Genomic DNA, 10,219 nt, shown 5'->3' on the forward strand with positions numbered 1-10,219 from the left:
GGGAGACGGAGAGCTCAGGAGCTCAGGAGCTCAGGAGGCCGCCGGCAGGCGGCTCCTCCCCCACCAGCGGCAGCGGATCGGACGGCTCCAGCTCGGGGTCGTCCACCCGGAAGGTCCGCACCCGGCCGGGCTGCGATCCGGGCTGCTCGAACCGTACGGTCACCCGCCCGACCCCGCTGCCCTGCACCCATCCGGGCCCGTACACGGCGTGCCGTACGTCGCTCCCGGCCCCCCAGCTCCGCTCGGGAGCGGCCTCGGGCCCCCCGGGCCCCCCGGAAGGCTCCGCACCCTCCACGCCCTCCACAGGCCCCGCGACGGCCCCACCGGCCCCGCCCGCCGCCCCGGTCTCGGCAGCCCCCTCAGGCCCGGCGGACTCCCCCGCCCCGCCGTGCGCCGGGTCGGCGGTGAGCGACTGCGCGAACAGGTCCTCCTGCGTGTAGTCCGCCAGCCCGGTCACCCCCACGCCCAGCAGCCGCACGCCGCCCGTGGTGTCCACGCCCTCCAGCAGCCGCGCCGCGGCCTCGCGCACCACGGAGGAATCGTCGGTGGGCCCGCGCAGCGTCTCGGAACGCGTCAGCGTCGAGAAGTCGTACCGGCGCACCTTCAGCACGATCGTGCGCCCCGAGTGCCCCGACCCCCGCAGCCGCTGCACGCACCGGTCCGCCAGCCGCTGCACCTCGGTCCTGATCCGCACCCGGTCGTGCAGGTCCACGTCGAAGGTGTCCTCCACCGACACCGACTTCGCGTCCCGCTCCGCGACCACCGGCCGCTCGTCGATCCCCAGCGCCATCCGGTACAGACCCACCCCGTGCGAGCGCCCGAGCATCCGCACCAGCTCGTCCTCCCCGGCCTCCGCCAGGTCCCCCACGGTGGTGATCCCGGCGCGCCGCAGGTGCTCTCCGGTGGCCGGCCCCACCCCGGGCAGGGTGCGGACCGACATCGGCGCAAGGAGCTCGCGCTCGGTCCCCGGCTCGATCAGCAGCAGCCCCGCCGGCTTGGCCTCCTCGGACGCCACCTTGGCCAGCATCTTCGACCCGGCCAGCCCCACCGACCCGCTGAGCCCCGTCGCGGCCCTGATGTCCGCCCGCAGCCGCTCCCCGGCGGCCCGGGCGGCCGACGAGTCGAAGGCCACCCCGCCCGCCTCCAGGTCCACGAAGGCCTCGTCCAGACTGAGCGGCTCCACCAACGGCGACAGCTCCCGCAGCAGGGCCATCACCACATCGCTGACCTGCCGGTAGAGCGTGAAGCGGGGGATCAGGTAGGCGCCGTTGGGGCAGAGCCGGCGCGCCTGGGCCATCGGCATCGCCGAATGCACCCCGAAGCGCCTGGCCTCGTACGAGGCGGTGGCGACGACCCCGCGCGGTCCGAGGCCGCCCACGATGACGGCCTTGCCCCGCAGGCTCGGCTTCGACGCCTGCTCCACGGACGCGTAGAAGGCATCCATGTCCAGATGCAGAATGGTCGGCGCGGCTCTCACATGCCCGATGCTGCCCTACGGGACTGACAGGGCCGCGGCCCGGTCAGCCGGCCCGGTTGCGCCGGGCTGCCAGCTCGTCCGCGGGATTGTGCCCGACCAGCGTCTCGCCGGTGTCCACGCGCTCCCCGTGCAGCTGCGACAGCGCGCTCTCCACGTCGCGCCAGACCACGCCCACGGCGATGCCGAAGACACCCTGCCCGCCCTGGAGCAGGCTCACGACCTGGTCGGGCGACGTGCACTCGTACACGGTGGCGCCGTCGCTCATCAGCGTCATCCGCTCGAGGTCCGAGAAGCCCCGGTCACGCAGGTGCTGTACGGCCGTACGGATGTTCTGCAGCGCCACCCCGGTGTCCAGGAAGCGCTTGACGATCTTGAGGACCACGACGTCGCGGAAGCTGTAGAGCCGCTGCGTCCCCGAACCGTAGGCGGGGCGCACGCTCGGCTCCACCAACCCCGTCCGCGCCCAGTAGTCGAGCTGCCGGTAGGTGATGCCGGCCGCGGCACACGCCGTCGGCCCGCGGTAGCCGACCTGCTCGGGCGCCGGGTCTGCGCCCACCGGTCCGACCGGCGCCGACTCCGGCTGACGGCGCGCGGAACCGGCCGCACTGCCGTGCAGCGGGTACGGTCCACCGTCACTCCGTGCGGGGATGCCCCCGGTCGTACCGTCGCCCGTGATCCTCACGCCGACCCTCCGTCCTTGACCTGCCACCTTGAAGGTAGGCAGTCACCAGGGGTGCGTCAACGATCGCCACACTCGGCACGCCGAGTGATAATCACCCTGAGAGTGGTTTCCCGTATCCCTTTGCGGGGAAAGGCTACTCGAATGGGCTGACAGTCCCCGTGGGACGACGCGGCCGAAGCGGCCGTCGACTCACTGCGGGCCGGTGCCGAAGTCCTCGGGCGAGATCTGGTCGAGGAACTCGCGGAACTTCTCCACCTCGTCCTCCTGCTCGTCCGGTATCGCGATCCCGGCGTCGTCGAGCACCCCGTCACTGCCGTAGATCGGCGTACCGGTGCGCAGGGCCAGTGCTATGGCGTCGGAAGGCCGCGCGCTCACCTCGACCCCGCTGGCGAAGACGAGCTCCGCGTAGAAGACGCCTTCCCGCAGATCCGTGATCCGTACCTCGGTGAGCTCCTCGCCGACCGCCTCGAGCACGTCCTTGAACAGGTCGTGCGTCAGTGGTCGGGCAGGGGCCATGCCCTGCTGCGCGAAGGCAATGGCGGTCGCCTCCCCAGGACCGATCCAGATGGGCAGGTACCGGTCGCCTCCCACTTCACGCAGGAGCACGATCGGTTGGTTGGAGGGCATTTCCACCCGGACACCCACAACGTCGAGCTCGTTCACACAGCAACCCTAGGACCTGCCCGGCAGGTTTGGGTAGTCGGGGCCCCTTCGCTCACGGCAGCCGGACCCCGAGGGCGGTCTGCACCAGGGCCTCGTGGAGCCGTACGGAGAGCCCTGCGAGCTCCTTCAACGTGGCCTCCGCGTGCGCCCTGGTCTGGGGGTTGCGGTGCCGCCTCAGGGGCGCCACGACCTGCTCCACCAGGCCCGCCTCCCGGTCCGCGGCGGCCTTCATGGCGCGCAGGTGCCGCGGCTCCAGCCCGAACCGCCCCAGGTCGGCCACCAGCCGGGCCACCGTGACCGCCTCGGCGTCGAATCCCCCGCCCGGTGCCTCGGCGAGCAGCCCGTACGACTCCCACTCGACCAGCTGGGCCTCGTCCACCCCGGCGGCCGCGAGGAGCTCGGCACGGCCCACCCGGGCCGCCGTGGGCCGTTCCCGGCGCACCTCCCCGTAGACGGCCGAGGGGCCCGCCGGATCGACGGACTCCCCGTGCGGCGTGGGCGCGGGGATCCGGATCTGCTCGCCGCGGGCCAGGGCGTCGAGCTGCTCGCGGATGACCTTCAGCGGCAGGTAGTGGTCGCGCTGCAGACGCAGGATGTGCGCGAGGCGCTCGACGTCCTCGGCGCTGAACTTGCGGTATCCGGAGGGTGTGCGCCTGGGCTCGACGAGCCCCTCCGCCTCCAGGAAACGGATCTTCGAGATCGTGACTTCGGGGAACTCGTCACGCAGCGTGGTGAGCACCGTGCCGATGCTCACCAGCCGCCCGGCCGAGCCGGCGGCGTCGTTTCCGGCACCACCCGTCGGAGTGCGCAGCATGGGACCTTCCCTTGATGGGGGTGCCCCCGTACGGAGCCTGGGGGGTCAGACGCCCCGCAGGCTCGCGTAGAAGACCAGCCGGTACTTGCCGATCTGCACCTCGTCGCCGTTGTGCAGCGCCACGGAGTCGATCGGCTCGCGGTTGACGTACGTGCCGTTGAGGCTGCCGACGTCGGCGACGGTGAAGCCGCCGTCCTGGCTCCTGCGGAACTCGACATGGCGCCGGGAGACGGTGACGTCGTCCAGGAAGATGTCGCTCTGCGGATGCCGGCCCGCCGTGGTCAGCTCACCGTCCAGCAGGAAGCGGCTGCCCGAGTTGGGACCGCGCCGCACGATGAGCAGGGCGGAACCGGGGGGCAGCGCTTCCACCGCGGCCTGGGCCTCGGGGGACAGCGAGGACGACACGTGCGTCTGTCCCGTCACCTCGGCCTCGTAGGCCTCGAGGCCGGAGATCGAGATGGTGGACGTGGTCTCCGAGGCACGCTCCGGCGTCAGGCCCGCCCGCAGCGGCGCTCCGCAGTTGGAGCAGAACCGGCTGGCCGCATCGCTGCGGTGTCCGCACCTGCTGCAAACCTGCTCGGCCGACATGGACGGCTCCTCGCGCCGCGGCTGCCCCGCGGAGGCATTGGTGGCATACGGATCGGGGGCAAACCCTCCACCCGCACTTGAGGTTGATGGTTCACCGAAACCTATGCGTCCGGTACCAGCAGGGTCAACAGACGACGCGCCGTATCCGCCCGAAACGTCACCCCCGCCCGCGACCTCGTCACGGAAGAGCGGCCGGTCGCCCTGCCCTTCCGCATCGCCGTGCCCGGCACGGTGACGTGCCGCACCGCTTTCCTCGCGGTTCTTCTTGCCGAACAACTTCTCAAACAACTTCACGGGCGATTCCCCTTGACCGAAACAGACCCGCCCGTGGGGCAGGACGAACTCCGAATGCACACACCTGCCGACCCGGACAACCTCACAACGTCCGTAACCACCAGACAGTTTCCACCACGCACCGCGACTTCGGTGCGCCGACCCCCCGCAGGCATCCGCCCGCGTGAGCCGGTCCACTCTCCGCTCCGCATCCTCACGATGACGACCGAGCGTAGTCAGGCTGCTTCGCAGCCCGCAAGGCATCCACAACGATCTTCGCCGACCGTGTGACGGCGACCGTGGCCTGTTCCTTCTCCAACGTCTGCACGACACCGCCGGGGATGTTGAGGGCCGGCTCCAGATCCTGGGACTTGCCGATCACCCTGAACTCATAGGGCTGTGTGATCTTCGTACCGTCGATCCCGACCCCGCCGCTCTCGTCCGAGAAGTACGAGCCCGCCACCACGCGCACCCCGTTGATCTGGATCGCCTCGGCCCCCGCCGCCCGCAGTTCCTGAAGGGTGTCCAGCAACTGGTCGGACCGCACGAGGCCCTTGGGATCGGTGATCTTCAGCGTGATACCGGGTCCCTGAGCTGCCACCGTACCGGCCAGGATGCCGAGTTGGCGCTCCTTCTCCACGGTCTGCTTGCGGGCCTCCTCGGCCTGATTGGAACTGCTCTCCAGTTCCTTGCGCTGATCCTCCAGCCGCTGCTTCTCCTCCTCCAGGCGCTTGGTCCGCCCGTCCAGCTCGTCGAGGATCCGTACGAGGTCCTCCTGGCGGGCCCCCCGCAGCGCACTGGAGTCGCTGGTCGACCGCACCTGGATGGCCAGCCCGAGCCCCAGGACGAACAGCAGCAGAGCCACGATCAATTGGGCCCTGCTCACCCGCGGGGGCCACAGCCCGGCCGCGAGCCGCTGCCGGCCCGTCTGCTCGGGCACCTCCGCCGCCGGCTCCGTCCCCTTCTCAAGAGGCTGCTCGGGGACGTTCGGTTCCTCGGGCGGAGTGTCATTCGTACTCATCGGCCTCACGCCCGGAACACGTGCCGGCGGATGGCCGCGGCATTGGAGAAGATGCGGATGCCGAGGACCACGACCACACCCGTGGAAAGCTGCGAGCCGACACCCAGCTTGTCGCCGAGGAAGACGATCAGCGCTGCCACGACCACGTTCGACAGGAACGACACCACGAAGACCTTGTCCACGAAGATGCCGTCCAGCATCGCGCGCAGGCCCCCGAACACCGCGTCCAGCGCCGCCACCACGGCGATCGGCAGATAAGGCTCCACCACGGCCGGCACTTCGGGCCGGACCAGAAGTCCGACCACCACTCCGGCCAAGAGGCCCAGTACCGCGATCACGATGCACCCTTCTGCTGCTCTGCTGCTGTAGCTGTACGCACGGTCAGGCTCGACGCGGCCGGCAACCGCACCTCGTCCGCGGCGGACAGCGTGTAGCGGATCCCGTAGCTCTCCTGCAGCACGTGCAGGTACTGTCCGTCCGCCGAATCCTGGAAGGCGGTGCCGAGCCGCTTCTTGTCCCCCACCGCCAGCACTTCGTACGGCGGCACCAGCGGCCTGTTGTCGACCAGTATCGCGTCACCGGCGGCCCTGATCGCCGACAGCGCCGTCAGCCGCTGCCCGTTGATCGAGACGGCCTCCGCCCCGGACTGCCACAGCCCGTTGACGATCTTCTGCATATCCCGGTCGCGGACCCGGCCGGTGTCCGAGAAACCGGCGCTCTCCCGCGGCCCGCCCCCGTCGCCCGACGACGCGCCCTTGGCGTCGTCCACGACCAGCTTGATCCCGGGACCACGCACCTCCGTGGCCCCGGACAGCAGCGCCACGAGCTCGCCCTGGCCGCTGCCGGGCTGCTTGAGCGCGGCCCGCTGGCGCTCCGCGACGTCCGTCCGCAGCCGCTCGATGGCCCGCTCCAGACCGTGCGCGCGCTCATCGGCCCGCTCCACGCGCTCGATCAGCTCCTGCCGCTCCTTGGCCAGCACCGGCGCGGACAGCCGCGCCTCGGCAGCACCCAGCGTGACGACCATGGCGGCGAGCACGAGACCGGCGGCGAGCGCCAGTTTGGCCTTGAGGGTGCGCGGGAGCCCCGCCGTACCCTCCGCCTCACGCCGGCCCGCGGCCTCCGCATAGCCCTCGTCGAGACTGTGGTCCATCACGTGCGTCAGCAGCGACATGGACGCGTCCGGGCGCGCGGGCGCCGAAGACGCCGGACTCCGGTGGTGGGGCGGCTGCGACATGCCGCACATCGTCGCATGTCGGCGGCGCACACACCGAATGCGCCCGCCCCGCGGGACGGGCGGGAAAACTCCCCGCCCGCCCCACGGGACCTCGGGCCTCACCCGGCACTCAGTGCCCGGCGCCGTCGACCACGCCCGCCCACTCGTCGAGCAGCGCCTGCGCCGAGGCGTCGTCCGGACCTTCGGCCCACAGATGGGTGACCGCCTCGGCCGGGTCCGGCAGGACCAGCGCCCAGCGCCCGTCCGCCTCCACGACCCGGACCCCGTCGGTGGTGTCCACCTGTCGGTCGCCCGCCGCCTCGACGACCCGGCGCATCACGAGCCCCTTGACGGCCCACGGCGTCGGCACGTCCCGCTTGAGCACGTGCGCCCGCGGAATCCTGGCGTCTATCTGGCTCAGGGTGAGCTGCGTACGTGCCACCAGCCCCAGCAGCTGCACGAACGCCGCGGCCCCGTCGAAGACGCTGCTGAACTCCGGAACGATGAACCCGCCGCGGCCGTCTCCGCCGAAGATGGTGTTCTCCGCGCGGCCCACCCGCGTCAGGTCGTCGGGCGACGTCGTCGTCCACTCCACCTGCGTGCCGTGATACGCGGCCACCTGCTCGGCGACGCGCGTGGTGGTCACCGGCAGCGCGACCTTGCCGCTGCGCTTGGCGGCGGCCACCAAGTCGAGCATCACCAGCAGTGCCCGGTCGTCTTCGATGATCCGCCCGCGCTCGTCCACCAGGGAGATCCGCTCACCGACCGGGTCGAAACGCACGCCGAAGGCCGCCCGCGCCGAGGCCACGATCTCCCCGAGCCGCACCAGCCCGGCCCGCCGGGACTCGGCGGTCTCCGTGGGCCTCGACTCGTCGAGCCCCGGATTGATCGTCAGCGCGTCCACTCCGAGCCTGCCCAGCAGGCTGGGCAGGACGAGCCCGGCGCTGCCGTTGGAGGCGTCCACGACCACCTTGAGCCCCGCGTCGGCGATCCCGGTGGTGTCGACCCTGCGCAGCAGCGAACCGGTATAGGCGTCGAAGACACTGCTCGGGAACTGCAGGTCACCGATCTCCCCGGGGAACGCCCGCCGGTACTCCTGGCGCGCGTACACCCGGTCGAGCTTGCGCTGCTGCTGGAGCGAGAGGTCGGCCCCGCGCTCGTCCAGGAACATGATGTCGACGGAGTCCGGCACACCGGGCGAGGTCCGCAGCACGATCCCGCCGGCGGTGCCGCGCGCGGTCTGCTGCCGCGCCACGGGCAGCGGCACGTTCTCCAGGTCGCGCACGTTGATCGCGCTGGCCTGGAGCGCCGAGATCACCGCCCGTTTGAGCGCTCTCGCGCCTCGGGAGTGGTCACGCGCCGTGGTGACCGTCGCGCCCTTCTTCAACGTCGTCGCATAGGCGCCCGCGAGCCGCACCACCAGTTCGGGGGTGATCTCCACGTTCAGAATGCCGGAGACGCCGCGCGCACCGAACAGGTGGGCCTGTCCACGCGACTCCCAGATCACCGAGGTGTTGACGAAGGCGCCGGCCTCGATGGTCTTGAACGGGTAGACCCGCACATTGCCCTGGACGATCGATTCCTCACCGACGAGGCACTCGTCCCCGATGACGGCGCCGTCCTCGATCCGCGCGGCACGCATGATGTCGGTGTTCTTGCCGATGACACAGCCGCGGAGATTGCTGTGGGGGCCGATGTACACGTTGTCGTGTACGACGGCCTTGTGCAGGAACGCGCCGCTCTTGACGACCACGTTCGACCCGATGACGGTGTGCTCGCGGATCTCGACGCCGGCCTCGACCTTGGCGTAGTCCCCGATGTAGAGGGGCCCGCGCAGCACGGCGTCCGGGCTGACCTCGGCCCCTTCGGCGATCCACACGCCGGGCGAGATCTCGAAGCCGTCCATGTCGATCTGGACCTTGCCCTCGAGCACGTCGGCCTGCGCCTTGACGTAGCTCTCGTGCGTGCCCACGTCTTCCCAGTAGCCCTCGGCCACGTAGCCGTAGATCGGCCGCCCTTCCTTCATGAGCTGGGGGAACACGTCACCGGACCAGTCCACCGAGACGTCCGGGTCGACGTAGTCGAAGACCTCGGGCTCCATGACGTAGATGCCGGTGTTGACCGTGTCGGAGAAGACCTGGCCCCAGGTCGGCTTCTCCAGGAACCGCTCGACCTTGCCCTCCTCGTCCACGATCGTGATGCCGAATTCCAACGGATTCGGCACCCGGGTGAGGCACACCGTGACGAGTGCGCCCTTCTCCTTGTGGAAGCGGATCAGATCGGTGAGGTCGAAGTCGGTGAGCGCATCGCCGGAAATGACGACGAAGGCGTCATCCTTCAGGGCTTCCTCGGCGTTCTTCACGCTGCCGGCGGTGCCGAGTGGCTTCTCCTCATTGGCATAGGTGAGCTCCATTCCGAGCTCTTCGCCATCCCCGAAGTAGTTCTTGACGAGTGACGCCAGGAACTGAACGGTGACCACGGTCTCGCTGAGCCCATGCCGCTTGAGCAGCCTCAGCACATGCTCCATGATCGGCCGGTTCGCCACCGGCAGGAGCGGCTTGGGCATGCTCGAGGTCATGGGACGAAGGCGCGTACCTTCGCCACCGGCCATCACGACGGCCTTCATGTCGGAAGAGTCCTCCTAGAGAGATGACGGTCGTGCCGACCTCACCCGTCTCGAACGGTGACTCCGCTACTCCTCCGCGTCATCCGGCGCCTGACGAGCTCAATCGGCCGTGGAGTCCGCCTTCACGAGACGGCGGACTTGAACCACGTAAAGGATTCCTGCCCACCAATAGAGGGTTGTACCCCATCCGGCGAACGCCCATCCGAAAACTGACCCCATCCAGGCCAACCAACCCGCCCCGTCACTGAGCAGCAGCAAGGGGAACGCGTACATCAGGTTGAACGTCGCCGCCTTGCCGAGGAAGTTGACCTGCGGCGGCGGATAGCCGTGGCGGCGCAGGATCCACACCATGACCAGCAACATCAGCTCGCGCGCCAGCAGGGCGCCCGTGAGCCACAGCGGCAGAATCTCGCGATAGGTCAAACCGAAGAGGGTGGACAGGACGTACAGCCGGTCCGCGGCCGGATCCAGCAGCCGGCCGAGCTTGCTGATCTGATTCCAGCGCCGGGCGAGCTTCCCGTCGAGGTAGTCACTGATCCCGCTGAGCATGAGGACGGCCAGGGCCCATCCGTCGTACTCGACGAGGATCAGCCACAGGAACAGGGGCACGCCGGCCAGGCGAGCCATGCTCAGGACGTTGGGAATGGTGAAAATTCGGTCAGTCTGAACCCGAGTCTCCTGGACCTCCACCCGGGGGCCTCCACTGTGACGGTAGAAATGTGGTCGTACGATGCCCCCTGACCCTACAGGAGACCGCACACGTGTCCTGAACGCAGAAAAGCCCCGCACCGGACCCTTACGGGTCTGGTGCGGGGCTTCCGCAATGATTGTTCGGCGGCGTCCTACTCTCCCACAGGGTCCC

The 10,219-nt window shown here is 70.0% G+C and carries 10 protein-coding genes; all 10 read right to left on the reverse strand.

What is annotated here, in order from left to right:
- Nucleotides 1-22: 22 nt before the first annotated feature.
- Nucleotides 23-1,477 (reverse strand): DNA polymerase IV, encoded by a 1,455-nt coding sequence (locus tag AB0D44_RS24505; protein ID WP_362594682.1) that lies wholly within the window; start codon nucleotides 1,475-1,477, stop codon nucleotides 23-25.
- 43 nt (nucleotides 1,478-1,520) lie between these two features.
- Nucleotides 1,521-2,159: a MerR family transcriptional regulator gene (locus tag AB0D44_RS24510; RefSeq protein WP_362594684.1), complete on the reverse strand. Its 639-nt coding sequence runs from the start codon at nucleotides 2,157-2,159 to the stop codon at nucleotides 1,521-1,523.
- 189 nt (nucleotides 2,160-2,348) lie between these two features.
- Nucleotides 2,349-2,822, reverse strand: a complete 474-nt coding sequence (locus tag AB0D44_RS24515; protein ID WP_007262890.1) for a bifunctional nuclease family protein — start codon at nucleotides 2,820-2,822, stop codon at nucleotides 2,349-2,351.
- Nucleotides 2,823-2,874: 52 nt separating this feature from the next.
- Complete coding sequence (locus tag AB0D44_RS24520; RefSeq protein ID WP_362594686.1) at nucleotides 2,875-3,636, reverse strand: MerR family transcriptional regulator; 762 nt, start codon at nucleotides 3,634-3,636, stop codon at nucleotides 2,875-2,877.
- Nucleotides 3,637-3,681: 45 nt separating this feature from the next.
- Nucleotides 3,682-4,626: an FHA domain-containing protein gene (locus tag AB0D44_RS24525; protein WP_362594702.1), complete on the reverse strand. Its 945-nt coding sequence runs from the start codon at nucleotides 4,624-4,626 to the stop codon at nucleotides 3,682-3,684.
- Nucleotides 4,627-4,711: 85 nt separating this feature from the next.
- Nucleotides 4,712-5,527 carry a DUF881 domain-containing protein gene (locus AB0D44_RS24530; protein WP_362594688.1) on the reverse strand — a complete coding sequence of 272 codons (816 nt, stop codon included), beginning with the start codon at nucleotides 5,525-5,527 and terminating at the stop codon, nucleotides 4,712-4,714.
- Entirely contained in the window at nucleotides 5,524-5,856 is a 333-nt protein-coding gene (locus AB0D44_RS24535) for a small basic family protein (RefSeq protein ID WP_007262894.1), read from the reverse strand. The genes AB0D44_RS24530 and AB0D44_RS24535 overlap by 4 nt, the downstream gene beginning before the upstream one ends.
- Entirely contained in the window at nucleotides 5,853-6,761 is a 909-nt protein-coding gene (locus AB0D44_RS24540; protein WP_362594690.1) for a DUF881 domain-containing protein, read from the reverse strand. The genes AB0D44_RS24535 and AB0D44_RS24540 overlap by 4 nt, the downstream gene beginning before the upstream one ends.
- 100 nt (nucleotides 6,762-6,861) lie before the next feature.
- On the reverse strand, nucleotides 6,862-9,357 hold the full coding sequence (locus tag AB0D44_RS24545) for a mannose-1-phosphate guanyltransferase (protein ID WP_362594692.1): 2,496 nt from the start codon (nucleotides 9,355-9,357) through the stop codon (nucleotides 6,862-6,864).
- A 99-nt stretch (nucleotides 9,358-9,456) separates the two neighbouring features.
- On the reverse strand, nucleotides 9,457-10,047 hold the full coding sequence (locus tag AB0D44_RS24550; RefSeq protein ID WP_362594694.1) for a CDP-alcohol phosphatidyltransferase family protein: 591 nt from the start codon (nucleotides 10,045-10,047) through the stop codon (nucleotides 9,457-9,459).
- Between the last annotated feature and the right edge of the window lie 172 nt (nucleotides 10,048-10,219).

Origin of the sequence: Streptomyces sp. NPDC048349, from assembly GCF_040651925.1 — a bacterium.
GTDB lineage: Bacteria > Actinomycetota > Actinomycetes > Streptomycetales > Streptomycetaceae > Streptomyces.